At 63.6% G+C, this 25,357-nt stretch carries 31 protein-coding genes; 5 read left to right on the top strand and 26 right to left on the bottom strand.

Annotation, left to right across the window (positions count from 1 at the left end; translation table 11 throughout):
• Positions 1–39: 39 nt before the first annotated feature.
• From rpsQ to rpsL, 15 genes are all read right to left on the bottom strand, one after another.
• Positions 40–330, bottom strand: coding sequence for a 30S ribosomal protein S17 (rpsQ, locus tag J3454_RS00260; RefSeq protein ID WP_296715984.1), 291 nt, complete (start codon positions 328–330; stop codon positions 40–42).
• Between the two features lie 10 nt (positions 331–340).
• Positions 341–553, bottom strand: coding sequence for a 50S ribosomal protein L29 (gene rpmC / locus J3454_RS00255; RefSeq protein ID WP_349511765.1), 213 nt, complete (start codon positions 551–553; stop codon positions 341–343).
• Positions 553–987 carry a 50S ribosomal protein L16 gene (gene rplP / locus J3454_RS00250; protein WP_349511764.1) on the bottom strand — a complete coding sequence of 145 codons (435 nt, stop codon included), beginning with the start codon at positions 985–987 and terminating at the stop codon, positions 553–555. The genes rpmC and rplP overlap by 1 nt, the downstream gene beginning before the upstream one ends.
• An 11-nt stretch (positions 988–998) precedes the next feature.
• Positions 999–1,694, bottom strand: coding sequence for a 30S ribosomal protein S3 (gene rpsC / locus J3454_RS00245; RefSeq protein ID WP_349511763.1), 696 nt, complete (start codon positions 1,692–1,694; stop codon positions 999–1,001).
• Between the two features lies 1 nt (position 1,695).
• Entirely contained in the window at positions 1,696–2,073 is a 378-nt protein-coding gene (rplV, locus tag J3454_RS00240) for a 50S ribosomal protein L22 (RefSeq protein ID WP_072675056.1), read from the bottom strand.
• Positions 2,073–2,348, bottom strand: coding sequence for a 30S ribosomal protein S19 (gene rpsS / locus J3454_RS00235; RefSeq protein ID WP_296715975.1), 276 nt, complete (start codon positions 2,346–2,348; stop codon positions 2,073–2,075). Before rpsS ends, rplV begins: the two co-directional genes overlap by 1 nt.
• Before the next feature lie 6 nt (positions 2,349–2,354).
• Complete coding sequence (gene rplB, locus J3454_RS00230; protein ID WP_296715974.1) at positions 2,355–3,191, bottom strand: 50S ribosomal protein L2; 837 nt, start codon at positions 3,189–3,191, stop codon at positions 2,355–2,357.
• Positions 3,192–3,214: 23 nt separating this feature from the next.
• Positions 3,215–3,523, bottom strand: a complete 309-nt coding sequence (locus tag J3454_RS00225; RefSeq protein ID WP_296715973.1) for a 50S ribosomal protein L23 — start codon at positions 3,521–3,523, stop codon at positions 3,215–3,217.
• Positions 3,516–4,145: a 50S ribosomal protein L4 gene (gene rplD, locus J3454_RS00220; RefSeq protein WP_349511762.1), complete on the bottom strand. Its 630-nt coding sequence runs from the start codon at positions 4,143–4,145 to the stop codon at positions 3,516–3,518. The genes J3454_RS00225 and rplD overlap by 8 nt, the downstream gene beginning before the upstream one ends.
• 3 nt (positions 4,146–4,148) lie before the next feature.
• Positions 4,149–4,943, bottom strand: a complete 795-nt coding sequence (gene rplC / locus J3454_RS00215; RefSeq protein WP_349511761.1) for a 50S ribosomal protein L3 — start codon at positions 4,941–4,943, stop codon at positions 4,149–4,151.
• A 283-nt stretch (positions 4,944–5,226) separates the two neighbouring features.
• Positions 5,227–5,538: a 30S ribosomal protein S10 gene (rpsJ, locus tag J3454_RS00210; protein WP_017665146.1), complete on the bottom strand. Its 312-nt coding sequence runs from the start codon at positions 5,536–5,538 to the stop codon at positions 5,227–5,229.
• Positions 5,539–5,881: 343 nt separating this feature from the next.
• A complete protein-coding gene (gene tuf / locus J3454_RS00205; protein ID WP_349511760.1) occupies positions 5,882–7,072 on the bottom strand; it encodes an elongation factor Tu in 1,191 nt (396 codons plus the stop codon).
• 94 nt (positions 7,073–7,166) lie between these two features.
• Entirely contained in the window at positions 7,167–9,299 is a 2,133-nt protein-coding gene (gene fusA / locus J3454_RS00200) for an elongation factor G (protein ID WP_349511759.1), read from the bottom strand.
• Positions 9,300–9,408: 109 nt separating this feature from the next.
• Positions 9,409–9,879: a 30S ribosomal protein S7 gene (gene rpsG / locus J3454_RS00195; protein ID WP_349511758.1), complete on the bottom strand. Its 471-nt coding sequence runs from the start codon at positions 9,877–9,879 to the stop codon at positions 9,409–9,411.
• 112 nt (positions 9,880–9,991) lie between these two features.
• Positions 9,992–10,363: a 30S ribosomal protein S12 gene (rpsL, locus tag J3454_RS00190; protein ID WP_006831873.1), complete on the bottom strand. Its 372-nt coding sequence runs from the start codon at positions 10,361–10,363 to the stop codon at positions 9,992–9,994.
• Between the two features lie 768 nt (positions 10,364–11,131).
• Here rpsL and J3454_RS00185 point away from each other — a divergent pair.
• Together J3454_RS00185 and J3454_RS00180 are read left to right on the top strand one after the other, a co-directional pair.
• Positions 11,132–12,067: a COG2958 family protein gene (locus J3454_RS00185; protein WP_349511757.1), complete on the top strand. Its 936-nt coding sequence runs from the start codon at positions 11,132–11,134 to the stop codon at positions 12,065–12,067.
• 557 nt (positions 12,068–12,624) lie between these two features.
• The gene (locus J3454_RS00180) at positions 12,625–13,416 is read left to right on the top strand and encodes a hypothetical protein (protein ID WP_349511756.1); all 792 of its coding nucleotides are present in this window, start codon (positions 12,625–12,627) and stop codon (positions 13,414–13,416) included.
• Positions 13,417–13,422: 6 nt separating this feature from the next.
• On the opposite strand, the gene J3454_RS00175 is transcribed toward J3454_RS00180, so the two are convergent.
• Positions 13,423–14,211, bottom strand: a complete 789-nt coding sequence (locus tag J3454_RS00175; RefSeq protein ID WP_349511755.1) for a LysR family transcriptional regulator — start codon at positions 14,209–14,211, stop codon at positions 13,423–13,425.
• Positions 14,212–14,263: 52 nt separating this feature from the next.
• Positions 14,264–14,677, bottom strand: a complete 414-nt coding sequence (gene apaG, locus J3454_RS00170) for a Co2+/Mg2+ efflux facilitator ApaG/CorD (RefSeq protein WP_349511754.1) — start codon at positions 14,675–14,677, stop codon at positions 14,264–14,266.
• A 168-nt stretch (positions 14,678–14,845) separates the two neighbouring features.
• Here apaG and J3454_RS00165 point away from each other — a divergent pair, with 168 nt between their 5' ends.
• Positions 14,846–15,553: a M15 family metallopeptidase gene (locus J3454_RS00165; RefSeq protein ID WP_349511753.1), complete on the top strand. Its 708-nt coding sequence runs from the start codon at positions 14,846–14,848 to the stop codon at positions 15,551–15,553.
• Between the two features lie 136 nt (positions 15,554–15,689).
• Here the strand turns inward: J3454_RS00165 and J3454_RS00160 are convergent, their stop codons facing one another.
• The 5 genes from J3454_RS00160 to J3454_RS00140 all read right to left on the bottom strand — a co-directional run bounded on the left by J3454_RS00160 (position 15,690) and on the right by J3454_RS00140 (position 20,215).
• The gene (locus J3454_RS00160) at positions 15,690–16,349 is read right to left on the bottom strand and encodes a potassium channel family protein (RefSeq protein WP_349511752.1); all 660 of its coding nucleotides are present in this window, start codon (positions 16,347–16,349) and stop codon (positions 15,690–15,692) included.
• Positions 16,339–17,667 (bottom strand): TrkH family potassium uptake protein, encoded by a 1,329-nt coding sequence (locus tag J3454_RS00155; RefSeq protein WP_349511751.1) that lies wholly within the window; start codon positions 17,665–17,667, stop codon positions 16,339–16,341. Before J3454_RS00155 ends, J3454_RS00160 begins: the two co-directional genes overlap by 11 nt.
• A 137-nt stretch (positions 17,668–17,804) precedes the next feature.
• On the bottom strand, positions 17,805–18,425 hold the full coding sequence (locus J3454_RS00150; protein WP_349511750.1) for a 2-hydroxychromene-2-carboxylate isomerase: 621 nt from the start codon (positions 18,423–18,425) through the stop codon (positions 17,805–17,807).
• A 13-nt stretch (positions 18,426–18,438) separates the two neighbouring features.
• The gene (locus J3454_RS00145; RefSeq protein WP_349511749.1) at positions 18,439–19,656 is read right to left on the bottom strand and encodes a trans-sulfuration enzyme family protein; all 1,218 of its coding nucleotides are present in this window, start codon (positions 19,654–19,656) and stop codon (positions 18,439–18,441) included.
• 10 nt (positions 19,657–19,666) lie between these two features.
• Positions 19,667–20,215 (bottom strand): TetR/AcrR family transcriptional regulator, encoded by a 549-nt coding sequence (locus J3454_RS00140; RefSeq protein WP_349511748.1) that lies wholly within the window; start codon positions 20,213–20,215, stop codon positions 19,667–19,669.
• Between the two features lie 71 nt (positions 20,216–20,286).
• Between J3454_RS00140 and J3454_RS00135 the strand changes: the two genes are divergently transcribed.
• Positions 20,287–20,682, top strand: coding sequence for a hypothetical protein (locus J3454_RS00135; RefSeq protein ID WP_349511747.1), 396 nt, complete (start codon positions 20,287–20,289; stop codon positions 20,680–20,682).
• Positions 20,683–20,724: 42 nt separating this feature from the next.
• Positions 20,725–22,071, top strand: coding sequence for a phospholipid carrier-dependent glycosyltransferase (locus J3454_RS00130; RefSeq protein WP_349511746.1), 1,347 nt, complete (start codon positions 20,725–20,727; stop codon positions 22,069–22,071).
• Between the two features lie 94 nt (positions 22,072–22,165).
• Here the strand turns inward: J3454_RS00130 and J3454_RS00125 are convergent, their stop codons facing one another.
• From J3454_RS00125 to J3454_RS00110, 4 genes are read right to left on the bottom strand one after another with little or no spacing between them, the layout of a single operon-like run.
• Positions 22,166–23,254 carry a glycosyltransferase family 2 protein gene (locus J3454_RS00125; protein WP_349511745.1) on the bottom strand — a complete coding sequence of 363 codons (1,089 nt, stop codon included), beginning with the start codon at positions 23,252–23,254 and terminating at the stop codon, positions 22,166–22,168.
• A 28-nt stretch (positions 23,255–23,282) separates the two neighbouring features.
• Positions 23,283–24,341 carry a 3-isopropylmalate dehydrogenase gene (leuB, locus tag J3454_RS00120; RefSeq protein WP_349511744.1) on the bottom strand — a complete coding sequence of 353 codons (1,059 nt, stop codon included), beginning with the start codon at positions 24,339–24,341 and terminating at the stop codon, positions 23,283–23,285.
• A 13-nt stretch (positions 24,342–24,354) separates the two neighbouring features.
• Positions 24,355–24,954, bottom strand: coding sequence for a DNA repair protein RecO (gene recO / locus J3454_RS00115; protein ID WP_349511743.1), 600 nt, complete (start codon positions 24,952–24,954; stop codon positions 24,355–24,357).
• Between the two features lie 15 nt (positions 24,955–24,969).
• Positions 24,970–25,221: an accessory factor UbiK family protein gene (locus J3454_RS00110; RefSeq protein ID WP_296715903.1), complete on the bottom strand. Its 252-nt coding sequence runs from the start codon at positions 25,219–25,221 to the stop codon at positions 24,970–24,972.
• Positions 25,222–25,357 lie beyond the last annotated feature (136 nt).

Raw genomic sequence — 25,357 nt, 5'->3', positions numbered from 1 at the left:
CAATCCGACTGGGGCCCGGCAGTTCCGTTTACGTCTAATTCAGTTACCGGCTTCCGCGACGTCGAGATCAGCCTCGACCGCCTGCGTGCCGCCCGCGATGACCCGGTCCTTCACGGCCCAGGTCTTGGTCTTCGAAATCGGCCGGGTCTCTTCGATCCGGACGACATCGCCCACGGTGAATTCGTTGTTTTCGTCATGCGCGTGATACTTCTTCGAGCGCCGGATGATCTTCCCGTAGAGCGGGTGCTTCACCTTGCGTTCGACCTTCACGGTCACGGTCTTGTTGGTCTTGTCGGAAGTAACAGTCCCGACGAGGATTCGCTTCGGCATTGTTAACTCCTCAAGCCTTCACGGCGCCGGCTTTCGCCGCACGCTCGTTTTGCAGCGTCTTGATCTGCGCAATGCTCCGGCGCACCTGACGGATACGCGACGGGGCTTCGAGCTGGTTGGTCGCAGCCTGGAACCGCAGATTGTACTGCTCGCGCTTCAACTCGGTGAGCTCAGCGGACAGTTGATCGTCGGTCTTGGTGCGAAGGTCCGCAAAGTCGGCCATTATTCGCCTCCCAGGTGGCTGGTGTCACCCAGACGGGCGACAACCTTGGTCTTGATCGGCAGCTTCATCGCCGCACGTTCGAACGCTTCGGCAGCGAGCGGACCCGCCACGCCATCGAGTTCGAACAGGATGCGGCCCGGCTTCACCCGTGCAGCCCAGTATTCGACCGAACCCTTGCCCTTGCCCTGACGGACCTCGGCAGGCTTCTTCGACACCGGAACATCCGGGAAGATGCGGATCCAGAGACGGCCCTGTCGCTTGATGTGACGCGTGATCGCGCGGCGGGCCGCCTCGATCTGGCGCGCGGTGATCCGTTCGGGTTCAAGCGCCTTGAGGCCATAGGAACCGAAGTTGAGGGTGGTGCCACCCTTTGCTTCGCCCTTGATCCGACCTTTGAAGGCCTTACGGAACTTGTGTTTTTTAGGTTGCAGCATGGTCTGTTACCTCAACGAGCCGGCCGGACGCCGGAAGTCTGCGCTTCCATCATCAGGCGGTCCTGCGCGGTGGGATCATGGGCGAGAATCTCGCCCTTGAAGATCCACACTTTGATACCGATGATCCCGTAGGCGGTCAGCGCCTCGGCATCAGCGTAATCGATGTTCGCACGCAGCGTGTGCGCCGGGACCCGGCCCTCACGATAGGATTCAACCCGCGCGATTTCTGCGCCGCCCAAACGACCGCCGCAGGTGATCTTGATGCCCTCTGCGCCGAGCCGCATCGCTGACTGCATTGCGCGCTTCATCGCCCGGCGGAACGCCACGCGGCGCACCAGCTGATCGGCAATGCCCTGCGCAACGAGCTTGGCATCGATTTCCGGCTTGCGGATTTCAACGATGTTCAGCTTCACTTCGCTCGGCGTCATGGTCGCCAGCTTCGAACGCAGCTTTTCGATGTCTGCGCCCTTCTTGCCGATGATCACGCCGGGACGTGCGGCATAGATCGATACGCGGCACAGCTTAGCCGGGCGCTCGATCACGACCTTGGAAATCGCTGCCTGCGGCAGGTTTTCCATCACGTACTTGCGGATCGCAAGGTCTTCCTTGAGCAGCTGCGCATAGTCACGCCCTTCGGCGTACCAGCGGCTGTCCCAGGTGCGGTTGATCTGCAGGCGCAGACCGATCGGATTGCTCTTCTGGCCCATCTTACGCCTCTTCTGCTTCGCGAACCACGATCCGCAGCCGTGAGAACGGCTTGAGGATGCGGGTCGACTTGCCGCGACCGCGGGTGTGGAACCGCTTCATCGTCACCGACTTGCCGACCGAGGCTTCCGCCACGACCAGCGCATCGACATCGAGATTGTGGTTGTTTTCAGCATTGGCGATCGCCGAGGCAAGCACCTTGCTCGCATCGCGCGCCATTGCCCGCTTTGAAAAGGCGAGAATGTTCAACGCCTCTTCTGCTTTCTTGCCGCGGATCAGGGCTGCAACGAGGTTGAGCTTCTGCGCCGAACCACGGATCGTGGTGCCGACGGCCAGCGCCTCGTTGTCGCCCACGCGGCGGGGTGCCTTAGCCTTGCCCATTAGCGCTTGCCCTTCTTGTCGGCAGCGTGACCGGGGAAGGTGCGCGTAGGCGCAAATTCACCGAGCTTGTGGCCGACCATTTCTTCCGAAACAGAAACGGGAATGAACTTGTGCCCGTTATAAACAGTGAAGGTGAGCCCGACGAACTGCGGCAGGATGGTGGAGCGACGCGACCAGGTCTTGATCGGCTTGGTGTTGCTCGCTTCCTGCGCGCTCTCAGCCTTCTTCAGAAGGCTCAGCTCGACAAACGGACCTTTCCAGACGGAACGTGCCATCGTCTTTTACCTCTTCTTCTTCGCGTGACGCGAACGGATGATCATCTTGTCCGTCTGCTTGTTGTGGCGAGTGCGAGCACCCTTGGTCGGCTTGCCCCACGGGGTCACCGGATGGCGACCGCCCGAGGTCCGGCCTTCACCACCGCCGTGCGGGTGATCGACCGGGTTCTTCGCTACGCCGCGCGTCAGCGGGCGACGGCCCTTCCAACGGGTGCGACCGGCCTTGGCAAAGTTCTGGTTGGCGTTGTCGGGGTTCGACACCGCGCCCACAGTGCCCATGCAATCGGCGCGCAGGTAACGCTGCTCGCCCGAGTTCAGACGCACGATCACCATCGCACGGTCACGGCCGACGACCTGCACATAGGTGCCGGCCGAACGGGCGATCTGGCCGCCCTTGCCCGGCTTCATCTCGACATTGTGGCAGATTGTGCCGACCGGCATCTGACCCAACAGCATCGCGTTGCCCGGCTTGGTGTCGACCTTTTCGCCAGCCACAACAGAATCGCCGACGGCGAGACGCTGCGGAGCCAGAATGTAGGCCTGTTCGCCGTCCTCGTACTTCACCAGCGCGATGAAGGCGGTGCGGTTGGGGTCATATTCCATCCGCTCGACAGTAGCCGGCATGTCCCACTTGCGACGCTTGAAGTCGATGAAGCGGTACTTCTGCTTGTGACCACCGGCGATGCCGCGCGAGGTCACATGGCCCTTGTTGTTACGGCCGCCGGTCTTGCGCTTGCCTTCGGTAAGCGCCTTGACAGGCTTGCCCTTCCACAGGGCGGTCTTGTCGACCAGGATCAGACCGCGCCGGGCGGGACTGGTTGGCTTGTAATTCTTGAGTGCCATTGTTCGTTTCCTGTCCCTCGGCCTCAGATACCGCTGGTGATGTCGATCATTTCACCCTCGGCGAGGGTGACGATGGCCTTCTTCACGTCGGAGCGAGTGTAGGGCTTGCCCTTCCAGCGCTTTGTCTTGCCCTTCATGATCAGGGTGTTCACCGAAACGACCTTCTTGTCGTAGATCGCTTCGATGGCTTCCTTGATCTGCGGCTTGGTCGCGGTGCCCGCGACCTTGAAGACCACAGCATTGTGTTCCGACGCGAGCGTCGACTTTTCAGTGATGTGGGGCGCGAGGATCACGTCGTAATGACGCGCATCGACGGTCTGTTTCTTAGCCATTGAAGCGCGCCTCCAGCTTTTCGACAGCGGCCTTGGTCAGCACCAGCGTATCGTGATTGAGGATGTCATAGACGTTGGCGCCCATCGCCGGCATCACGTTGATGCCCGGCAGGTTGCCAGCGGCCTTCTTGAAACCGGCATCGACCTGTTCGCCGTCGATCACCAGAACCTTGCCCGAAAGTCCGGCATTGGCGAGGTGACCCTTGAGCACCTTGGTCTTGCCATCCGACAGTTCGAGGCTGTCGACGATCACCAGACCATCCTTCGCCTTGGACGACAGCGCCATCTTGAGACCGAGCGCACGGATCTTCTTGTTGAGCGACTGCTCGAACTCACGCTTGCGCGCGCCGTGGGCCTTGCCGCCGCCGATGAAGATCGGAGCTGCGCGGTCGCCGTGACGAGCGGTACCGCCGCCCTTCTGCTTGCCGAACTTCTTGCCGGTGCGGGCCACGTCCGAACGCTCACGCGTCGGGCGGGCAGTGCCGCGGCGGTTTTCGAGCTGCCAGGTCACGACCCGATGCAGGATGTCGGCGCGCGGCTCAATGCCGAACACTTCGTCCGAAAGCTCGATGTCAGCGCCCTTCAGCGCCTTGCCATCGATGTTCTGAACCTTAATCTTCATGGCTCAGCCTTCCTTATTTTCGTCGGTGGCCGGAGCGTCGGCTTCGACAGCTTCAACCGCGACCACGTCTTCAGCAGCCGTTTCGGCCACCGAGGGGGTCTCTTCGGCCTGCGGAGCGTGCCTCGACAGCACGGCGCCGGGGAACGGAACACCTTCGGGCAGCGGCAGCTTCACAGCGTCACGAACCAGCAGCCAACCATTCTTCGCGCCGGGAACCGAGCCCTTGACGAACAGCAGACCACGCTCGGCATCCGTACGGACGATCTCGAGGTTCTGCTGGGTGCGCTGACGGTCGCCCATGTGGCCGGCCATCTTCTTGCCCTTGAACACCTTGCCGGGATCCTGGCGCTGACCGGTCGAACCGTGAGCACGGTGCGAGATCGAAACGCCGTGGGTCGCGCGCATACCGCCGAAGCCCCAACGCTTCATGGCGCCGGCAAAGCCCTTGCCCTGCGTGTGGCCGGTGATGTCAACCATCTGGCCAGCGATGAAATGTTCGGCGCTGATGGTCGAGCCGACCGGCACGAGGCCATCGGCGTCTTCGACGCGGAATTCAGCGACGCGCTTTTTCAGGCCGACATCGGCCTTGGCGAAATGTTCACGCTGCGGCTTGGCAACGTTCTTCTGCTTGGCTTCGCCCGCGCCGAGCTGGACCGCGAAATAACCATCGCGGTCAGCGGTGCGGTGCGAAACCACCTGGCAATCTTCCAAGGCGAGAACGGTTACGGGCACGTGCCGTCCATCCTCCTGGAAGAGGCGGGTCATCCCGACTTTCTTTGCGATAACGCCGGTGCGCATCGTCAGTTACTCCTCAACAGAGGCACCTGCAGACCATCCGCAGGTGCGTGTGAGACCGCGACGCAAAACGCCGCAGCCCCATTCAGCCCAAATTGTCATACATCGCCCCGTCCGGGCTGAGTGCTCTGGCAGGCCGGAATGGCCGCTGGAGCGAGACGGGGGACGCAGCCCGGATAAGTATCCGGCGGTATCCACCCTATCGTCAGGTGAGGCGCCACCCTTTCAAAGGGGACTGAACCTCAACGATAGAGGCCCCTGCCGAAGCGGGGGCATTTCGGCCGGCTTACGCCAGCTTGATTTCAACGTTCACGCCAGCTGCCAGATCGAGCTTCATCAGCGCGTCCACAGTCTGGGCGTTGGGCTGCACGATGTCGAGCAGCCGCTTGTAGGTGCGCACCTCGAACTGCTCGCGCGACTTCTTGTCGACGTGCGGACCGCGGTTCACGGTGAACTTCTCAATACGCGTCGGCAGCGGAATGGGGCCACGAATAAGAGCGCCGGTCCGACGGGCCGTGTCGGCGATTTCGCCGGTGGCCTGATCCAGAACGCGGTGGTCGAACGCCTTGAGGCGAATGCGGATATTCTGAGCTTCCATGTCCTGTACCGATGCGAAAGAGCCAAGGATCTGCCGAACGTCCGACATTTCCCAAAAACAAAGGCCGGCCCCGCTGCATTCCGGTTTCCCGAGAGCGGGCGGCCTTCTTCAAAACTTGTAACAAACGGGACGAATCTCGTCTGCGGATGCGCGCCTATACGGAGCGTGTAGGATTCTGGCAAGGGGCATTGGCAAGGAAATTGCGTGACCGTGAAACGACCACACCAATCCGCCAGCCCCCGCCCGCTTGTACCCTGCCCGCTCCTCACAAAAAGGCCCGGCAGCTCATCCGAGCGGCCGAGCCTGAAATGCGTTCAGTTACGCCCCCAGCGGGAGCAGAACCTTACTTGGTGATCTTCGCAACCACGCCCGAGCCGACGGTGCGGCCGCCTTCGCGAATAGCGAAGCGGAGGCCTTCGTCCATGGCGATCGGCGCGATCAGCTTGACACCGATCGAGACGTTGTCGCCCGGCATCACCATTTCGGTGCCTTCGGGAAGAACCACTTCACCGGTCACGTCGGTCGTGCGGAAGTAGAACTGCGGGCGGTAGTTGGCGAAGAACGGCGTGTGACGGCCACCTTCGTCCTTCGACAGCACGTAGACTTCGGCTTCGAACTCGGTGTGCGGCTTTACCGAACCGGGCTTGCACAGCACCTGGCCACGCTCGACGTCTTCACGGGCGACGCCGCGGATCAGGGCACCGACGTTGTCGCCAGCTTCACCGCGATCGAGCAGCTTGCGGAACATTTCGACGCCGGTCACGGTGGTCTTGCGAGTGTCCTTGATGCCGACGATTTCGACTTCGTCACCAACGTTGACGATGCCGGTTTCGATACGGCCGGTCACCACGGTGCCGCGACCCGAGATCGAGAACACGTCTTCGATCGGCATCAGGAACGGCTTGTCGACCGGACGATCGGGCTGCGGGATGAAGCTGTCGACGGCTTCGATCAGGGCAATGATCGAATCCTTGCCGATGTTGTCATCGCGACCTTCGAGAGCGGCCAGAGCCGAACCCTTGACGATCGGAATGTTGTCACCGTCGAAGTCGTACGACGAAAGCAGTTCACGCACTTCGAGTTCGACCAGCTCGAGGATTTCTTCGTCGTCGACCTGATCGACCTTGTTCATGTACACGACCAGCGCCGGCACGCCGACCTGACGGGCGAGCAGGATGTGCTCGCGGGTCTGGGGCATTGGGCCGTCGGCAGCGTTCACGACCAGGATCGCGCCGTCCATCTGGGCGGCACCGGTAATCATGTTCTTCACGTAGTCGGCGTGGCCCGGGCAATCGACGTGCGCATAGTGACGCGCAGCCGATTCGTACTCGACGTGTGCGGTCGAGATGGTGATCCCGCGCTCACGCTCTTCGGGAGCCTTGTCGATGTTGGCGAAATCCACCGCGGCGCCGCCGTAGACTTCAGCCATTACCTTGGTGATCGCCGCCGTCAGCGTGGTCTTTCCATGGTCAACGTGACCGATGGTGCCGATGTTGCAGTGCGGCTTGTTCCGCTGGAATTTTTCCTTAGCCATTTCTCTGGTGTACCTTCTTGAATGAAACGATGTGTTCGCGGGAAAAACGGCGGGCCCGCTGAATCAGGCGCCGCCCCTAAACCGATCGGTCGGCTTAGGCAAGTTTCTCCTTGACCTCGGCTGCGACGTTGGCCGGAACCTCGTCATAGTGCGAGAACTGCATTGAGTAGTTGGCGCGCCCTTGCGTGAACGAGCGCAGTTCGTTGACGTAGCCGAACATGTTGGCGAGCGGGACGAACGCCTCGACCGCCTGTGCATTGCCCCGCGTGTCGGTGCCCTGGATCTGCCCGCGCCGCGAGTTAAGATCGCCGATGACGTCGCCCAGATAATCATCCGGAGTCACCACTTCGACCTTCATGATCGGCTCGAGCAGCTTGATCCCGGCCTTCTGCGCGACTTCACGCATCGCACCGCGTGCGGCGATTTCGAACGCGATCGCGCTCGAGTCGACGTCGTGGTACGCACCATCGGTCAGCTTGATGCTGAAATCGATGATCGGGAAGCCGACCAGGTGCCCGCTGGCAGCCTGTTCACGGAAGCCCTTTTCGATCGCCGGGATGTATTCACGCGGAATGTTACCGCCCTTGATCACATCTTCGAAGATCACGCCCTGACCGCGCTCACCGGGGATGACGGTGACCTTGACGCGGCCGAACTGGCCCGAGCCACCCGACTGCTTCTTGTGGGTGTAATCGACATCGACTTCACGAGCGAGGTATTCACGGTAGGCCACCTGCGGCGCGCCGACATTGGCCTCGACCTTGAACTCGCGCTTCATACGGTCGACCAGAATGTCGAGGTGCAGTTCGCCCATGCCCTTGATGATCGTCTGACCGCTTTCGTGGTCGGTCGACACCCGGAACGAAGGGTCTTCCTGCGCCAGACGATTGAGCGCGATGCCCATCTTTTCCTGGTCGGCCTTGGTCTTGGGTTCGACCGAGAGCTCGATCACCGGCTCGGGGAATTCCATCCGCTCAAGGATAATGGGATGGGCCATGTCGCACAGGGTGTCACCGGTGGTGGTGTCCTTCATGCCCGCCAGCGCCACGATATCGCCGGCAAATGCCTCATCGATATCTTCGCGGTTGTTGGAGTGCATCAGCAACATGCGGCCGATCTTTTCCTTCTTGTCCTTCACCGAGTTCAGGACCTGACCCTTGGCCAGACGACCCGAATAGATGCGGGTGAAGGTGAGCGAGCCGACGAACGGATCGTTCATGATCTTGAACGCCAGCGCAGCGAACGGCGCATCGTCGCTCGACGGGCGCTCGGCCTCTTCTTCGCTGTCGGGCAGGATGCCCTTGATCGCGGGTACGTCGAGCGGCGAAGGCATGTAGTCGACGACTGCATCGAGCAGCGGCTGCACGCCCTTGTTCTTGAACGCCGAACCACACAGCACGGGCACGAAGGCGCGCGCCATGGTGCCCTTGCGGATCAGCGCCTTGAGCGTCGCTGCATCCGGAATATTACCTTCGAGATAGGATTCCATGATGTCGTCGTCCTGCTCGACGGCAGTCTCGATCAGGCGCTCGCGATATTCGGCTGCCTTGTCGGCGAGATCGGCGGGGATCTCGATGAATTCGTACTTCGCGCCGAGGCTTTCGTCCCGCCACACGATCCCACGGTTGTTGACGAGGTCGACAACGCCCTCGAGATTGCTCTCTGCACCGATCGGAAGGTACAGCACCAGCGGCTTCGCGCCGAGGCGATCGATGATCGACTGCACACAGTAATAGAAGTCTGCGCCGGTGCGATCCAGCTTGTTGATGAAGCACATGCGCGGCACGCCGTACTTGTCTGCCTGACGCCACACGGTTTCGGACTGCGGTTCCACACCGGCAACGCCGTCGAACACTGCGACCGCGCCGTCCAACACGCGCAAGCTGCGTTCGACTTCGATGGTGAAGTCGACGTGGCCTGGAGTGTCGATGATGTTGATGCGGTGCTTGGGCATGTCCGCGCGCAGTGCGTCGGGGTCCGACATCGGATCCATGGTCGCATCTTCGGCGGTCCAGAAGGTCGTGGTCGCGGCCGAGGTGATCGTGATCCCGCGCTCCTGCTCCTGCTCCATCCAGTCCATCGTCGCCGCGCCATCGTGCACTTCGCCGATCTTGTAGGATTTGCCGGTGTAATAGAGGATACGCTCGGTCGTGGTGGTCTTGCCGGCATCGATGTGCGCCATGATGCCGATATTGCGATAGCGCTCCAGCGGATACTCGCGGGCCATAGTTGTTTCCTTAAGCGTCTGTCGGGGGCCGCCGGGTCAGCGGTACGGCCCCCATATAGTGACGATTGTGTCAGCCGGAAGACGCCGCTTCAGGCCAACCCACAATCTGTTACCAACGGTAGTGCGAGAAGGCCCGGTTGGCGTCAGCCATACGGTGGGTGTCTTCACGCTTCTTCACCGCGTTGCCGCGATTGTTGGCGGCATCCATCAGCTCGCCCGAAAGACGCGCCGACATGGTGGTTTCCGGACGACCGCGCGCCGCCGTGATCAGCCAGCGGATCGCCAGCGCCTGAGCACGTTCGGGACGCACTTCCACCGGCACCTGGTACGTCGCACCGCCAACGCGGCGGCTGCGCACTTCGACCTGCGGCTTCACATTGTTCAGCGCATCGTGGAACAGCTGGATCGGATCGGCCTTGGCCTTCGTTTCCACCGTGGCCAGAGCGCCATAGACGATCTTTTCGGCAACAGCCTTCTTACCGTCGAGCATGAGGTTGTTCATGAACTTCGACAGGATCTGATCCCCGTACTGGGGATCGGGCAGGATGACCCGCTTTTCGGGACGACGACGACGTGACATTGGACTTCTTCCTTATCCATTGCGCATCCCCGCGCAGGCGGGGATCTCAGGCCGCTGGCATAGTGCCTGCGGCGGGAGGCTCCCGCCTTCGCGGGAGCGCACGAAAACCCGATTACTTCGGACGCTTGGCGCCGTACTTCGAACGCGACTGCTTGCGGTCCTTCACACCCTGCGTGTCGAGCACGCCGCGCAGGACGTGGTAACGCACGCCGGGAAGATCGCGCACACGCCCGCCGCGGATCAGCACAACGCTGTGTTCCTGCAGGTTGTGGCCTTCACCGGGGATGTAGCTGATGACTTCGCGCTGATTGGTCAGGCGAACCTTGGCCACCTTGCGCAATGCCGAGTTCGGCTTCTTCGGGGTCGTCGTGTAAACGCGGGTGCAAACGCCGCGCTTCTGCGGGTTCTGCTCCATCGCAGGGACCTTGGACTTGGCCTTCTGCGGAACGCGGCCCTTGCGGACCAGCTGGTTGATTGTCGGCATTAGTTCTCACTTCACCTGATGAGGGTGGAACGGGTGCCGGACGATGAAGGGGGAATGAGACAAACCGCCAACCCATGTGAGTCCCCGCGAAGGCGGGGGCCTCAGACCACAAGCGAAACCGCCTGCGGCACGAGATCCCCGCCTGCGCGGGGATTCGCAAGGTTGACGAGCCTGAAACGCTCCACCCGCACATCCGGCCCTTCGGCCACCGGGTTACTTTGACGACTGCCTCTGTTGGGAGACGGGGCCGCCAATGTTCAGCTCTGTCCGAGTATGACCCCGGATGAAGCGCGCCCCTAGGCGGGTTTGGATGGGGGGTCAAGCGCGAGTGTTGGAGGGGCAGAGGCATCCAACAACCGAGAGCATGGCACCAAGCAGCACCCACTACCCCAGCGTGTGGCGGTGATCCGGCGGCGCAGCCGCCGCAAGGCCGACCGGCCGCCCGAGCGAATGCGAGGAAAGCCAAGCAGCGCGGACGCGCTGCGCCCGGCGATTGAGGGCGAAAACGAATAGACTCGCGGGGCCGGTGGCTTTTCGTTCGTCGATGTGGCCTTTACCAGGGCAACGAGTTTTGAAGTGATCGCAGGCAGAGCTAGAACGTTTCACGGCGGATTTCATTCTTCGCAAAGATAGTGCTTGCAGACTTTCACCGCAGCTGGCGTGAGGCTTGGCGGTTAACCTCATGGCGCGCATTCAAAAGTCGCCATTCAACAGGGTTGCCCTAATCCGGTATTATGGGGATGAAGGATAACGAAAAGGGGGCGCCTCATGAAGCTGAATACGACCGTAGTGGAATGTCTGAAATCGCATCAGGATCGGCGCTTAACAGCGAGGGAGATAGCGGTCTGGATTAGAGCGCGCTATCCAGAGGAAACCCAAAGAAAGTTAGAACGCAGCAAGGCGCTGCAAACCGAAGCGGATCTAGTGCAGCAACTTGTCGCTGAGATCGGCGCAAATCGTCCTGCCATCGAAAAACGCTTCCCGCAAATTCGGACTACGGAGGATCGCCCGCGACTGTATTTTTGGAGCGAAGTTAGCGAAGAGGCTGAAGTTGCTCGAACAGAGCAGTTCGAATCCAAGATGCTGCCCAATCACCAGCCAATAGGCGTGATAGAGTCGCCGCTTCGCGAGATGGAGCTCTATCCGAAGCTCGCTCAGTATCTTTCAGTTGAATTTGGCATCCATTCACAGCGCATCGATGAAAAGCGCTCAGCAAACAAGCGAGGTCCACAAGGTAACCGATGGCTGTTTCCAGACGTAGTAGCATTGGAAGACCTTACTAAGGAATGGACTGTCGAAGTACGGCAGTGCGTGTCGGAGGCTGGTGCTCAAAAAGCACGAATGTGGTCGTTAGAAGTCAAGCTCTTGCTAAACCGCTCAAATGTTCGGGAGGCTTACTTCCAGACAGTGTCTAACTCGTCATGGGCGAATTTCGCATACCTCGTCTCTGGGGAGATTGAGGGCACTGACACTCTGAAAGAGCTTAGAATGCTGGCGGCACTGCACGGCGTGGGCGTAATCAAGCTCGACCCTGACAATCCAGCCGAAAGCCAAATTCTTATACCCGCCAGGGAACGGCAAGAAATAGACTGGGCCAATTGCAATCGCCTCGCGTCAGAAAACAGCGATTTTCAAAAAGTGGTCAACTTATTATGGCAATTTCACCGAACCGGCGACGCACGTCCCAGTGAGTGGAAGTCATAGCAAGTAGATCCATGGATTCAGCCTCTTTGACAAATGTGTCAGTCCTTCGCTTCGGAACTTGCACGCCAAACTGAAACGAGAGCCGGTGAAAACTTATGCTGGCGCTAGTCTGGTTTCAGCGCCTGAAACAGCAGGAAGCCTAGCCCCGGGTCAAGCCCGGGGCGACAAAAAGGGGGGAAGGACGCAGCCCCCTCCCCTCCGCGAGTTGTTTGTTCGCGCCCTCAGGCGCCGGGCGGCGGACGTCCGTCCGCCTTGGCTTTCCTCGCATAAGCTCGGGCGCGCAGTCGCGCTTGCGGCGCTGCGCGCCGGTTCATCGCCATACGCGTTGTTGTGGCTCCGCGCCCACCCCCGGCCCCTCCCGCAGGCGGGAGGGGAGTTAGCGGCACCACGCCGCTCGCACATCGCGCTGATCGGCGGCGCAGCCGCCGCAAGGGCGACCGCCCGCCCGCAGCGACGCGCCCGCAGGGCGTGTGAGCGAGGATTTCGCAGCGCGGATGCGCTGCGGAACACAAGAAAACAGATTTTCCTACTCGGAAAATCTCTGACACGAAAACACCATGACCAAACGCCCCTCCCCCGCCGCCCGCGCCTCGCGCTCCGCCGTTCGCCCAATCCTCCGCAACAAGCGCAAGATTCCCAAGCAGGCGACCTCCGCTGTCGCGTTCGAACTCGCGCCGCCTGCGCCCGATGATCCGCTGCTGGACTTCATGCCCGTCCCTCACGTGCAGCCACGCAGCAACACCATCACGCCCGATATCCAGCGTGCCTTCATCGCGCAGCTGGCCGCGACCGGTATCGTCACGCAGGCCGCGCGCCATGTCGGCAAGAGCATGGAGGCGCTGTACAAGCTGCGCCAGCGGCCCGGTGCGGAGGGGTTTCGCGCCGCTTGGGATGCGGCGATTGACCGGGGGGTGGCGCGGCTGGAGGATTCGGCGCTCGCCCGCGCGATCCAGGGCGAGGAGCGGCTGATCCTCCACGGCGGCGAGGTCGTCGCGGCGGAGCGGCGGCACAATGAACAGCTCGTGATGTTCTTCCTGCGCAACCGCCTGCCCCACCGCTATGACCGGCAGAAGGACATCGGCCCCGGCCATCCGGTCTATGAGAAAGTCGCCGCCGCCTATGCCGAGGAACAGGCGCGGCAGGACAGCGATCCCCAGCAGATGGCGCAGATCGGCCGGAGCCTCGATGCCAAGATCGCGACGTGGCGCAAGGAGTTCACCGCGCTGTGGGAGGCGCGGCTGGCGGCGGTGGGGATCGACCTGCACGATCCGCGCTTTGCAGCGCGGGCGGAGGAGCTCAAGGCCGAGGGGCGCTGGCCGGAGTCCGAACTGGGGGCCGGGGCAGACTAGAGTGTTCTAGGCGCCGAGAAACGCCACCAGCGCGCGCACCTTCTTGGCGCGCCATTGCGGCGGGGGGGCGAGCAGCCAGTAGGCGCGCTGCGCAGGCTCCGGCCCCTCCAGCACCGTCAGGCTGCCGCGCGCAATCGCCGCCTCGGCCAGCGCCAGCGGCAGGACCGTGCGCCCCATCCCCGCCACTGCCGAGGCAAGCGCCTGTCCGGGGCTGCCGGCCTTGATGCAGGGGTTGGTGCCATCGGGCAGCGGCATTCCGGGCCAGTCGATCCACGCCTCACGGTGCTGCGGCGCGGCGACGGTGACGCGCATGGCGGGGGCGAGTTGCACCCCCTCCAGTTCCCCCGGCCCGTCGACCAGCCGGATCGCGATATCGAGGTTGGCCTCGGTGAAATCGGCATGTTCATCGGGGGCGAGGATATACTGGATGCCGGGCGTATCGGCCTGGAACACGGCGAGGCGCGGGGCGAGCCATTCGGCGTAGAATTCGCGCGGGACGGCAATGGTGTAGCGGTCGGACGCCTGCCCCGCCTGCATTGCATCGACGCTTTCCTCGAACCTCAGGAACCCTTCGCGCAAGGGATCGAGCCCGGCGGTGCCTTCCGGCGTCAGTTCCAGCCCCTTGGACGTGCGGCGGAACAGGACGACGCCCAGCACATCCTCCAGCGCACGGATCTGCTGGCCGACGGCGGCGGGGGTGACGGCGAGTTCATCCGCCGCGCGGGTGAACGACAGGTGCCGCGCCGCTGCGTCGAACACGCGCAGGGCATTGAGGGGGAGATGAGTGCGCTTCACACCGATGCGATTAGGCCCGAGCGCGGCGCACCGCAAGCATCAGCGCTGCCAATTATCTGGGGCTGCGACCTTCGGCGGTCTGCGGCGCGGAAAGTGGGAAGAACGGGATGCGCACCTCGAACGGCGCACCATCGGCCCGCTGGAAGGTGTAGAACCCCTCCATCGATCCGAACGGCGTCGTCAGCGGGCAGCCGGAGACATAATCGTGGCTTTCCCCCGGCGCGAGCAGCGGCTGTTCGCCCACCACGCCTTCGCCATCGACATGGTTCACCATCCCGCGTCCATCGGTGATACGCCAGTGACGGGTTTGCAGGCGCAAGGGCTCGTGGCTGCCGTTCTCGATCCGGATGTGATAGACCCAGAACCACTTGCCCGCCTCAGGATGAGCCTGTTCGGGCATGTAGTTCACGGCAACCCGGACGGTGACCCCGTCGGTGGTGGCAGCGTGCTGGAAGAGCTCTTTCATGTTGGGCCTCAAGGTAACGATTCTCTACAGGGTCACAAGAGGGGCAACGCGCTTAATCCACGCTGTATCCCGTTCGGGGAAAGATTCCGGATGGGACGATCCGTGGACCCGGTCTATGGTGGCAGGCTGCGGCGCGGCAGGGATCGGCGCTGATTGGGGAGAGCAGGTTTGATCGGGCACCCGGCTGGAACAGCCACGCGGATAACGCGCCGCCACGCGCTGACGGGGATCACCGCGGCGACCTTGGCCGGTATCCTGCCCGGCTGCGTCACCCGTGCTCCGGCGCTCGCCCCGCCGCTCGATCCTGCGGCGACCGCCACGCCCGATCTGGTCGATCTCGCCCGGTTTGATCCGCGCCTGCGGCTGGACATCCGCTATGCCACGCCCGGCAACTTCATGGGCCGCGTGCTCTACCCCGTCGCCCGCGCCGTGACGCAGCGCCCCGTTGCCGAGGCACTGTCCCGCGTGCAGACCCGCGCCGAGGCGGCGGGATACGGCCTGCTGATCTTCGACGCCTATCGCCCGTGGCGCATCACGAAGATGATGTGGGACGCAACCCCGCCCGCCCAACGCGAATTCGTCGCCGATCCGGCCAGCGGATCGCGCCACAATCGCGGCTGTTCGATCGACCTTTCGCTTCACCGCGGCGGCAGCGAGGTCGCGATGCCGAGCCCGTATGACGATTTCACCCCGGCTGCCTATCGCAGCAACACCGATGCCCCGGCCGAAGCGCTTGCCGCAAGCCGGATGCTGGAAGGCTGGATGGTGGCCGAAGGCTTCGTCCCGCTCGCCAACGAATGGTGGCATTACGACTGGGCCGAGTGGCGGCGCTATCCGATCATGGACGTGCCACTGGAGGATGTGACGGCGGGGTGAGCAATGGGTCTGAGCGCTGCGGCGCAGCAATTGGTCTGCTTTCGAGACTCGCGATACAATTGCCGCCATTCGGCTTGCGACCCCAAACCAGACATCCGCGAAAGGATGTTACAGCCCGATAGCGGCCCTTGCTGGATCAGATCGCCGAAAAGCGCTCGATATCCTTGATCCTGCCGGACACCACCAATTCGTCTTCGGGGAAAATGATGGTGTCTGGGACGGCATGGATAAAGTCCTCCCCCACACGCTTAACCCCCACCACCGTCACATGATATTTCTTGCGGCACGCACTGGTCACCAGCGGCAATCCGACAATCGGTTCTGGGGCGCACAGGCGCGCAATCGCGAACTCGTCACCGAAAGCGATGAAATCGAGCAGCCGTTCGTTCAGCAGGTGCGCCACGCGCTCACCCATGCGCTGTTCGGGGAAGACCACGTGGGTCGCTCCGATGCGTTCGAGAATGCGGGCGTGTTTTGCATTGCTCGCCTTGGCCCAGATGTTGGTGAGGCCCAGATCGGCGAGTGCCAGCACCGTCAGCACGCTGGCCTCGATGTCGCTGCCGATCGCGACGACCGCCGCCTCGAAATCGGCGACGCCCAATTGCCTGAGCACATCGCCATCGGTGCAATCGGCCTCGACCACCTTGGTCAGGTCGGCCGCGTATTCCTGCACAAAGTGCGGGTCGCTATCGACTCCCAGCACTTCGCTGCCCATGTTGGTAAGCGTCCGGGCGACCGCGCCGCCGAAACGGCCCAGACCAACGACCAGAACGGGTTTGCGCTTGTCAGCCGACAATGAGGTTCTCCTTGGGATAGCGATAGGGGCGCGCGGGCCGTCCTACCGCAAGCGCGGTGGCGACGGTGATTGTTCCCACCCGGCCGATGAACATCAGCAGCACGATGACGACTTGTGCGGATGGCGGCAGGTCGGCGGTTATACCGGTGGACAGGCCAACGGTGGAGAATGCCGAGATACACTCGAACAGGATATCCGGCAGCGGCAGGGTGGTGATCGATGCAATATAGGTGGTGGAGGCAAAGATCAGGCTGGCCGCCAGCACGGTAACGGTTAGCGCCTGCCGCTCCACCTCGCTGCCGAAGCGTCGGTCGAACAGGCCGGCGTCGCGGCGGCCCAGCACTTCGGACAAGACGATGGCGAACAGCACGATGAAGGTCGTCACCTTGATCCCGCCCGCCGTGCCCGCGCTGCCGCCACCGATAAACATCAGCAGGTAATTGACCATCAGGGTCTGATCATGGAAGGCGCCGACATCCACGCTGTTGAAGCCGGCTGTACGCGGCATCACCGAATGGAACGCAGCATTGAGGAGCTTGGCTCCCACGCTCATCGGGCCGAGCGTGGCTGCGTTGGTCCATTCCATCGCCAGGATGGCAACGAACCCCAGCGCCAGCAAAGCCACGGTGCCATAGACCGTGACCTTGGAATGCAGCGACCACCGCTTCCAAGCAAATCGCCTGTCGCGCAAATCCTGCATTACCGGAAAGCCGAGCGCGGTCAGGATTATGGCGAGCATGATCGGCACAAGGATGACCGGGTCGGACTGATAGCCCATCATGCTGTCGGCATGGGTCGAGAAGCCCGCGTTGTTGAACGCGCTGACCGCGTGGAAAACACCGTGCCACAGCGCTTCGCCCAAACTCATGTCGTAGGTGGTCATCATCCGTAGCGCGAGGATCGCCGCGACCACTGCCTCCACCGTAAGCGTTATGCCCAACACCAGCTTGAGCACTGACAGTGCATCGCCGGTTTCCAGCCGTCCGCGTTCGACCTGCGTCGCGATCCGATCATGCAGGCCGAAACCGCGCCCGGCGATCAGGCCGAACAGGGTCGCCGCCGTCATGATTCCCAGACCACCGATCTGGAACATCAGCAGGATCGCCACTTGCCCGACGGGTGACCAATAGGTGCCTGTATCGACTACAATCAATCCGGTGACCGAAACCGCCGACGTGGCCGTGAACAGTGCGGTGAGAAACGGCGCGCGGCTGCCGTCAGCCGCCGCGATCGGCAGGCTGAGCAGCAAGGTGCCAAAAGCGATGGCGAGCAAAAACAGGCTCGGCACCAGCCGGATCGGATCGCGCGTCAGCTTCATCAGCGCGCGTTGGCGAAGGATTGTGCAGTCGGCAACAGTTTGATGGGGTGGCCAGCGCGCGCGCGGCAGGAAACCACCCACCTGCTGCCGTTCCCAACCGAAACCATCGCGCCGCAAAGCTGCCGCGCGATCCGGCTTCACCCCCGCGCCAGCAGGTCCTCGATCTGGCCAAGCCGCTCCTTGCCGAAGAACATTTCGGCATCCCCGTCGCCGCGCCCGACCCAGATCGTCGGAATGCCGAAGGCCCCGCGCGCAACGGCTGCATCGGTGTTGGCGGCAAGGCGCTGCTTGATGGCGTCGGTCTGCGCGCGGGCGAACAGGTCTGCGGCGTCGAAACCGCCCGCGCTCACCGCAGCGCCGATGGCTTCCGGTGAAGTGATGTCCAGCCCCTCCTCCCAGATCGCGCGCAGCAGGCATTCGGCGAACTGCACCCCGCGCCCATCCTCGTCAGCGGCGGTCAGCATCCGTTGCAAGGTGATCGAATTGAACGGAAACTGCGGGTGCATCCGGTAATCGGACAGCTCGTGGCGGTCGATGAAACGCTGCATTTCCAGCATCGCGTATTCATTCTTGCCCTTCACGTCAGCGTCGCGGATCATCGGCGGGGCATTGCCGGTCAGCTTGTGCATTCCGCCCAGGAACACCGGGATCACGTCCAGTTCCGCCTCGTATCGGTTCACCAACTCGCGCAAAGGCCACCACACCAGATAGGCGTTGGGGGAAACGAAATCGAACACCAGTTCTACGCGGTTGGCCATGTGAATTACCCTCTCAGATACCGGCGGCGGCGAGCGCCTGATCCATGTCCTCGGTCAGATCGGCGATATCCTCCAGCCCGACATTGATCCGCAGCAGTCCCTCGGTCACGCCCATCGCGGCGCGGGCCTCGTCGCCCATGTTGGCGTGGGTGCTGGAGGCCGGGTGGCACATCAGGCTGCGGGCATCGCCGATATTGTTGGAGATATCGATCAGTTGCAGCGCATCGAGCAGCGCGAAGGCCCGCGCGCGGGTGCCGACATCGAGCGCGAAGATCGGACCGGTCGCGTCCATCTGCGCAGTGGCGAGCGCGTGGCGCGGGTGGCTCGGCAGGCCGGGGTGGAGCAGATGCCCGCCCGCTGCCGTCACACGCGGTTCGAGGAACTGGCCGAGCGCCACTGCCTGCTCGCTCTGCTTGAAGGCGCGCAGGGGCAGCGTCTCCAGCCCCTTCATTACCACCCACGCGTTGAACGCCGACAAGGTCGGGCCGGTGTTGCGCTGGAACGGCATCAGCACCTCGTCGATCCACTGCTTGCTGGCGCAGATCGCGCCCGCCAGCACGCGGCCCTGCCCGTCCATCAGCTTGGTCGCGCTGTAAGCCACCACATCCGCGCCGAACTCCATCGGGCGCTGGAGGACGGGCGAGGCGAAGGCATTGTCGACCACGGTGGTGATCCCATGCGCCCGTGCCAGCCCGCAAACATGCGCGAGATCGACGATATCGAGCGTCGGATTGGCCGGGGTCTCGAAGAAGAACACCCGAGTTTCGGGCCGGATTGCGGCTTCCCACGAAGCATTATCGGCGCTGTCGATGATGGTGACATCGATCCCGAACTTGGGCAGCAATTGATCGCACAGCCAACGGCAGCTTCCGAACGCGGCGCGCGCGGCGACCACGTGATCGCCGGTCTTGAGCTGGCACAGCAGCGCCGCCGTCATCGCCGCCATCCCGCTCGCCTGCGTGCGGCAGGCCTCCGCCCCCTCCATCAGCGCAATGCGTTCTTCCAGCATCGCGACGGTGGGGTTCTGCAGGCGCGAATAGGTCATGCCCTCGGCCTCGCCCGCGAACCGGTCGGCGACGGTCTGGGCGTCGTCGTAGGTGTAGCCCGAGGTGAGGAACAGCGCCTCGCTGGTTTCGCCATGTTCGCTGCGCCAGGTGCCGCCGCGCAGCGCCTTGGTGGCGGGGCGCCAGTTGGCGGTGGCGGCGCGGTCCATTCCGGTGGTCTTTTTCATGGCGCGCTGCTTAGAGCCGCAGAAGACCGCTCGCAAGCAGGCCTTGGAGCGCGGTGTCTTCGTGGCCGACGGCGCTGAGCATCAACGCCCCTTCGATCAGCGTCATCATATATCGCGCGCCGCCCGACGGATCGGGATCGTCTTCAGGCATCTGCCCTTCCAGCCACGCAAGCTGGCGCGCCATCATCGCGTGCGCGGCTTCGCGATAGCCGGGAAGTCCGCGCGCCGATCCGGCGACAATGTCCCACCACAGCACCAGAAACGCCGCCATCGCCGGTTTGCGTCCTTCAGCAAGGATTCGCGCCAGACATTCCTGCCGGGTCTGAGGCCGCTGCGGACCGAGCGCCGCATCGAGCGCGGCGGAGTAGATATCGGCAATATAGCCCAGCAGATCGGCGATCAGCGTCTCCTTGTTGCCGAAATGGTAGATCAGCATCCGGTCGCTGGTGCCCGCCGCGCGGGCGAGCGGACGCAAGCTCGCCCCGCCCAGCCCATGTTCGAGCACGTGCGCGGCAAGCCGGGGCAGCAGGGTTTCGCGGGACAGTGGAGCGGTCGGCATTTTTCCTCTTGTAGCGGACGCTACATCAATCTATCAGTGGGCGTAGCAAGTGCTACATAAGGGAGGCATTGATGAACACCCTCGAAATTATCTGGATCGCCGTGGTGGTCGGCGGCCTTATCGCCCTCCTTACCATCCTGTTCGCAAAGCGCGAGGTGGGCAACGCGGAGGCGGCAGCGATGCTGTGCGCGGGGTTCGGCGCGTTCACAGCCGTGCAGATCGCGCAGGAAGGTGTGATCGGCTTCTACACCAACCACACCCAGAACCTGACCGGAGTGCAGGTGTGGTGGGATCTGGTCATGTGCGTCATGATCGCCCTGTTCCTCATCGCGCCGCGTGCGCGCAGGCAGGGCATGAATGTCCCGCTATGGGCAATCTTCGTCGGCTCCACCGCCAGCATCGGCCTCCTCGCCATGTGCGCGCGGCTGTTCTGGCTGGAGCGGACGGCGGGCGACACTGCCGCATAATCCCGCTTGCCCGAGCGCCTGCCGCTGCCTAAGCGACGGATCATGGCCGAGGGGCGCTCACCAGACCTGACGAATTCCGCCCCGCCGGTTCATCCCCGCGATCCGTTGGCGTGGTGCCTTGCGATCACCGGGCTGTACGCGCTGCTGGCAGGGTGGCGGCTGGCGATCCCTTCAATCCCGTTCTTCGACGAGGTGCATTACGTGCCCGCCGCCCGCGAGCTGCTGACGCTGTGGGAGGAAGGCCAGGGCGCCTATCTCAACCGCGAACACCCGCTGCTGGGCAAGGTGCTGATTGCGCTCGGGATGGCGCTGCTCGGGGATAATCCGCTGGGCTGGCGGATCATGCCGCTGGCGTTCGGCACTCTGGCGCTGTTCGCGTCGATGCGCGCGCTGTGGCACGCCAGCGCAGACCGCTTCGCCACGCTGGCGTTCGGCGTACTGCTGGCAACCGGCTTCCACCTGTTCGTGCAATCGCGGATCGCCATGCTCGATGTGTTCTTGGCCGCGTTTCTGGCAGTGGCGGCGTGGCAGTTTGCCGGTGCGATTCGGGAGCCGGAGAAAGGCCGCAGGCGGCTGGCGCTGGCAGGCATCGCGCTGGGCTGTGCGATGGGGGCAAAGTGGAACGCAATCCCGCTGGCGATGCTGCCGGGGCTGGCGTTCTTCGCGGCCCGGCTATCGGCAGGGCGGCGGCGGCTGTTCCTGTCCCGCCGGGGCGCGCCGGTGCCGGGTGTGACGCTGGTCGAGGCGTTCGTGTGGCTCGGGATCGTGCCGCTGGTCGCCTATGCGCTGACCTTTCTGCCGGGATATTGGCTGAGCGAATATCTGCGCCCCTCACCGCTGGCGCAGCAGGGCCTGATCGGCTTTCACGGCGAAATTCTCAGCCTGCAACAGCAGGTGCTCACACCGCACAATTACCAGAGCAACTGGCCGCAATGGCTGCTCAATACGCGCGGGATCTGGTATCTTTACGAGGTGGTCGACGGGGCGCAGCGCGGGGTGCTGCTGATCGGCAATCCGTTCACCATGCTGCTCGGCCTGCCCGCGCTGGCGTGGTGTCTGGTGATCGGCGCGTGGCGGAGCGATTGGGCACGGCTGGGGGTCGTGATCGGCTATGCCGCCGCGCTGGGCCTGTGGCTGATCGCGCCCAAGCCTGTGCAGTTCTATTATCACTATTTCGTGCCGAGTTTCTTCCTGCTCGGCGCGCTGGCGCTGGCGCTGTCGGACCTGCGCAATGCGGGCTGGGGCCAGAGGCTTGGCTGGTGGCTGGCATGGGGCACGCTGGCGGCATCAGCGGGGCTTTTCGCGCTGTTTTACAAGGTGCTCGCCGCCGCCCCGCTGGACAGCGCGGCGAGTTTCGCGAAATGGACGTGGTTGGTGGGGTGGAGATAGCCAAAGCGAGTCCTCGCGCAGTCGGGGACCTCAGTCGGCATTGTGCGGCCAGCCTGAGGCTCCCGCTTTCGCGGGAGCGCACCCTGAATTTGAGCTAAAACCGCCCCCACACGAAGCGGCTCGACAGGGCGTAGTTCCACACCGAACCTACCAGAATGCCTGCCAGCGCGGCGAGCGCCCAGAATAGCCCCTGCCCTTCCAGAAAGGTCGCCACCGCGACATTGGCGAAGGCGCCCACTGCGCAGGTGGCGCAGAAGCCGAGCCAGCCGCGCAGCACCGCACTTGCACCTTTCAGGCGCTTGTCCCGGTACGTCAGCCAGTTGTTGAGCCAGAAGTTGAAGCTCATCGCCACCAGCACCGCTGCTGTCTGCGCCAGCGCAAATCCTTCGCCCAACGCGAACAGCAATGCGGAGAGCACCGCGAAATGCACCACCACGCCGATGCCGCCGACCGTGCCGAACAGCGCGAAGCGTGTGGGTATCGCGCGGCCCAGCGTCTTGTCGTAGAGCCCAGCGAGAAAATCGAACAACACGGCGCGGTCCAACTTGCTTGTCCCTTCCCGGCGGGCGGCGAATTGCAGGGGAAATTCTCTGACCCGCATGGGCACACCCGACGTCGCCAGCAGATCCAGCAGGATCTTGAACCCGATCCCCGACAGACGCGGCACCAGCGCGCGGGCATGGGCGGTTTCCAACATGAAGTACCCGCTCATCGGGTCGGTCAGTTCCACACCGGTCAATCGCCGGGCAAGCCCATTGGCGAAGGCGGAGAGGCGCTCGCGTTCGGGCGCCGCCCAGTCGGCGGTGCTGGCGCCAGTGACGAAACGGCTGGCGACGCAAATGTCCGCCTCGCCCGCTTGCAATGCCGCCAGCATCGCAGGCAGCAGCGCCGGATCGTGCTGGTGATCGGCGTCCATTAACGCCACATAGGGCGCAGGCGTGGCGCAGAAGCCTTCGATCGCCGCGCTCGCCAGCCCGCGCCGCCCGATGCGCTGGATCACCCGCACGCGGGCATCGGCCAACGCCAATGCGCGTCCCTCGTCCGCCGTGCCGTCATGGCTGTCGTCATCGACGATGATGACCTCCCAGCGCACCTCACCCATCGCCGTCGCAATCCGCTTCATCAGCGGCGCAAGATTGCCGCGCTCGTTCAGCGTCGGCAGGATGATGGCGAGGTCGAGCATCGCTGATTGTCCCCCCGGCCTGCCCGCGTCAGAGGCGCGCGCGCACCGCTTCGCCGATTGCCGCCGTGCCGTGGCTCCCGCCGAGATCGCCGCCAAGGATGCCGTCGGCCAGCGCCGCGGCAACCGCGTTCTCAATCCGCACCGCCGCCGCCTCACGTCCGAAGGAATGGCGCAGCATCATCGCCGCCGACAGGATCGTCGCCATCGGGTTGGCCTTGCCCTGACCGGCAATATCCGGCGCGCTGCCGTGGATCGGTTCATACAGGCCGAAGGTGCCGAATGCGGTCGTGCGCTCACCCAGCGAGGCGCTGGGCAGCAGGCCGATGGAGCCGACCGCCGCGCTCGCCAGATCGGACAGGATATCGCCGAACAGATTGCCGGTCAGCACCACGCCGAAGCGGTCAGGATGGCTCACCACCTGCATCGCGGCATTATCGACATACATGTGATCGAGCGGCACAGCGGGGTATTCGGCGGCGACCTCGATCACCACATCGCGCCACAGCTGGCTGGTTTCCAACACATTGGCCTTGTCGACATTGGTGAGTTTCTGCCCGCCCGCCGCCGCTGCGCGGAAGGCGACGTGGGCGATGCGGCGCACTTCGTGTTCGGCATAGGACATGGCGTCCCACCCTTCGCGCTCGCCGCTGTCAGTGGTGCGCTGGCCCTTGGCGCCGAAATAGACGTCGCCGGTCAATTCGCGCACGATCAGCATGTCGAGGCTGGCGGCGATATCGGCCCGCAGCGGCGAAAGGCGCTCAAGCCCGGCGAACACTCTGGCGGGGCGCAGGTTGGCAAACAGGCCCAGTTCCTTGCGCAGGCCCAGAATCGCCTGTTCGGGCCGCAGGTGGCGTTCCAGCGCATCGCAGTCAGGATCGCCCACCGCGCCGAACAGGATCGCATCGGCGGCGCGCGCCATTTCGAGCGTTTCTGCCGGAAGCGGGTGGCCGTGGCGCTTGTAGGCGATGCCGCCCACGTCGCCTTCGAACAGGGTCAACTCCGGCAGCGCGAGGCTTTCGAGCACGCGCACTGCTTCGCGCGTGACTTCCGGGCCGATCCCGTCGCCGGGCAGGATTGCGATTTTCATCGGAGTTCGTCTCTCAGGCCATGCGTTGCAGCCGCTCGATCAGCAGCTTTCGCGCGGCCATAACATCGCCCCTCGCGCCCGCAAGCAGGGAGTGCGCCAGCGGCCTTTCCAACGCTGCCAGCGCGGCCATCTGCGCGGGGAAATCTCCCGCATTGTCGGGTCGCCCGCCGCCATAGCCAAGCTCGCGCAGCAGCATCGTTTCATAGGCGATCAATCCGATGACCCACCCCCGCGCCGACGGGGCAAGCGTAATCGCATCGAGCAACCCGTCAAGCGCTTCGTAGATCCCGCGATAGGGATTGCGTTCGGGCAGCGCCGCCGCTGTCAGCCCGCACACCCACTGGATTGCCGCAGCAGGCAGCGGCTCTGTCATCAGGGCAGCGCGGGAATGTTCCAGCTCCAGCCTGGCAAACGGCAATTGGCTCGCCGTGCGGCTGGCCAGATCAAGCGCCACACGGTTGCCCGGCACCATCACCGCGCGCATCTGCCGCCCGCGACCGCCCGCGACATAGCCTGCGACCAGACCGTGTTCGGCCGTCAGCAAACGGGCAATCGCGCCGGTCTCGCCCTGCTGGCGGCTGGCGAGCAGAATGGCGGGCGCGCGCAGGTTCACGCGCGCACCGTCCGCTTACTTCTTGGAGAGCTTGGCTTCCAGCGCAGCGACCTTCGCTTCGAGCGCGTCGGCCTGTTCGCGGGCCTTCTGGGCCATCGCCTTGACCGTGTCGAATTCTTCGCGGCTGACGAAATCGATCCCGCCCATCGCCTCGCGCATGCGTTCGCGCGCGCTTTCGCGGGCTTCGCGGGTCATGCCCGCCATGGTTCCGGCGGCGCTGTTGGCGAGTTTGACGAGGTCGGCGATGATCGGGTTCTGGCTTTGCATTCCTGCTATTTAAGATGCTTGCTCCGTAGAGCAAGCACCTTTCCTCGCTCATACGCCTTGCAGGGGCGTTGCTGCGGGCGGCCAGTCGGCCTTGCCGACGGCTGCCGCCGTCCGGAAGCATCCGTAAGTCCCGTTT

This window comes from Erythrobacter sp. NFXS35, from assembly GCF_040148725.1.
GTDB lineage: Bacteria > Pseudomonadota > Alphaproteobacteria > Sphingomonadales > Sphingomonadaceae > Erythrobacter.
Note: the sequence above shows the minus strand (reverse complement) of the source record. Positions and strands in the feature narration are given on the sequence as shown.

Bases quoted from the DNA above. Each gene is read 5' to 3' on its own strand.
- J3454_RS00145 (WP_349511749.1), bottom strand. From the start codon at position 19,656: ATGAAAAAGACCACCGGAATGGACCGCGCCGCCACCGCCAACTGGCGC.
- rpsS (WP_296715975.1), bottom strand. From the start codon at position 2,348: ATGGCACGTTCCGTCTGGAAAGGTCCGTTTGTCGAGCTGAGCCTTCTG.
- J3454_RS00125 (WP_349511745.1), bottom strand. From the start codon at position 23,254: ATGCTCGACCTCGCCATCATCCTGCCGACGCTGAACGAGCGCGGCAAT.
- fusA (WP_349511759.1), bottom strand. From the start codon at position 9,299: ATGGCCCGCGAGTATCCGCTGGAGCGCTATCGCAATATCGGCATCATG.
- J3454_RS00110 (WP_296715903.1), bottom strand. From the start codon at position 25,221: ATGCAAAGCCAGAACCCGATCATCGCCGACCTCGTCAAACTCGCCAAC.
- rplC (WP_349511761.1), bottom strand. From the start codon at position 4,943: ATGCGCACCGGCGTTATCGCAAAGAAAGTCGGGATGACCCGCCTCTTC.
- rpsQ (WP_296715984.1), bottom strand. From the start codon at position 330: ATGCCGAAGCGAATCCTCGTCGGGACTGTTACTTCCGACAAGACCAAC.
- J3454_RS00150 (WP_349511750.1), bottom strand. From the start codon at position 18,425: ATGGCCAACCGCGTAGAACTGGTGTTCGATTTCGTTTCCCCCAACGCC.
- rpmC (WP_349511765.1), bottom strand. From the start codon at position 553: ATGGCCGACTTTGCGGACCTTCGCACCAAGACCGACGATCAACTGTCC.
- rplD (WP_349511762.1), bottom strand. From the start codon at position 4,145: ATGAAGATTAAGGTTCAGAACATCGATGGCAAGGCGCTGAAGGGCGCT.
- rpsC (WP_349511763.1), bottom strand. From the start codon at position 1,694: ATGGGCCAGAAGAGCAATCCGATCGGTCTGCGCCTGCAGATCAACCGC.
- rpsL (WP_006831873.1), bottom strand. From the start codon at position 10,363: ATGCCGACAATCAACCAGCTGGTCCGCAAGGGCCGCGTTCCGCAGAAG.
- rplP (WP_349511764.1), bottom strand. From the start codon at position 987: ATGCTGCAACCTAAAAAACACAAGTTCCGTAAGGCCTTCAAAGGTCGG.
- J3454_RS00130 (WP_349511746.1), top strand. From the start codon at position 20,725: ATGGCCGAGGGGCGCTCACCAGACCTGACGAATTCCGCCCCGCCGGTT.
- J3454_RS00180 (WP_349511756.1), top strand. From the start codon at position 12,625: ATGACCAAACGCCCCTCCCCCGCCGCCCGCGCCTCGCGCTCCGCCGTT.
- J3454_RS00225 (WP_296715973.1), bottom strand. From the start codon at position 3,523: ATGGCTAAGAAACAGACCGTCGATGCGCGTCATTACGACGTGATCCTC.
- tuf (WP_349511760.1), bottom strand. From the start codon at position 7,072: ATGGCTAAGGAAAAATTCCAGCGGAACAAGCCGCACTGCAACATCGGC.
- rpsJ (WP_017665146.1), bottom strand. From the start codon at position 5,538: ATGGAAGCTCAGAATATCCGCATTCGCCTCAAGGCGTTCGACCACCGC.
- J3454_RS00185 (WP_349511757.1), top strand. From the start codon at position 11,132: ATGAAGCTGAATACGACCGTAGTGGAATGTCTGAAATCGCATCAGGAT.
- rpsG (WP_349511758.1), bottom strand. From the start codon at position 9,879: ATGTCACGTCGTCGTCGTCCCGAAAAGCGGGTCATCCTGCCCGATCCC.
- J3454_RS00135 (WP_349511747.1), top strand. From the start codon at position 20,287: ATGAACACCCTCGAAATTATCTGGATCGCCGTGGTGGTCGGCGGCCTT.
- J3454_RS00140 (WP_349511748.1), bottom strand. From the start codon at position 20,215: ATGCCGACCGCTCCACTGTCCCGCGAAACCCTGCTGCCCCGGCTTGCC.
- apaG (WP_349511754.1), bottom strand. From the start codon at position 14,677: ATGAAAGAGCTCTTCCAGCACGCTGCCACCACCGACGGGGTCACCGTC.
- rplV (WP_072675056.1), bottom strand. From the start codon at position 2,073: ATGGGCAAGGCTAAGGCACCCCGCCGCGTGGGCGACAACGAGGCGCTG.
- rplB (WP_296715974.1), bottom strand. From the start codon at position 3,191: ATGGCACTCAAGAATTACAAGCCAACCAGTCCCGCCCGGCGCGGTCTG.
- J3454_RS00155 (WP_349511751.1), bottom strand. From the start codon at position 17,667: ATGAAGCTGACGCGCGATCCGATCCGGCTGGTGCCGAGCCTGTTTTTG.
- leuB (WP_349511744.1), bottom strand. From the start codon at position 24,341: ATGAAAATCGCAATCCTGCCCGGCGACGGGATCGGCCCGGAAGTCACG.